This is a genomic window from Vibrio sp. 1562 (genome assembly GCF_033340155.1).
GTDB lineage: Bacteria > Pseudomonadota > Gammaproteobacteria > Enterobacterales > Vibrionaceae > Vibrio > Vibrio alginolyticus.
Window position 1 is genome coordinate 1 of record NZ_JAWOVY010000810.1, and the last position, 510, is coordinate 510.

General features: G+C 42.9%; 1 protein-coding gene. It reads right to left on the reverse strand.

Features of this window, described 5'->3' with window-relative positions:
• The coding region (locus tag R7Z49_RS27800) for a phosphatidate cytidylyltransferase (protein ID WP_318112881.1) at nt 1-510 on the reverse strand (510 nt) is incomplete at both ends.

The following is a 510-nucleotide window of genomic DNA, read 5'->3' on the forward strand; positions in this document are numbered from 1 at the left end:
CATGTGAATTGGGCTGGTAAATTGAATGTCAAACCAACCTGCGAACAACCATCCAACAATTAATGCTGCAATGATGCCGCCAATCAAACCTTCGATAGTCTTGTTTGGACTAACATGTGGCGCCATTTTACGTTTACCCATGCTTTTACCAGCAAAGTAAGCACCACTGTCTGCAGCCCATACCAAGAAGCAAACGTACATTACGAGCTTTGCACCGTGGTATGGATCTACCGAAATGTCTGAGGCTCTTAGAATGATTACACTCCAAAGAAAAGGGAGTAATGTCAGAAAACCAAAAACATGTCGTAAAACAAGGTTGCCTTGCCAAGATTTTGTGGTTTTCGGGTAAGTAATTGCCATCAAGCTCGCAATAATCCACCACACAAAACCAAGTCCTAACACAACATAATGAGGTGTACTTAAATGGTTTAAGCTATGTGCGTCAGGTGAGATAAAGAGAAAACTAAGTCCGGTAACAACGGCTGCCGGAATCAGTGCAGCAATGCGAGA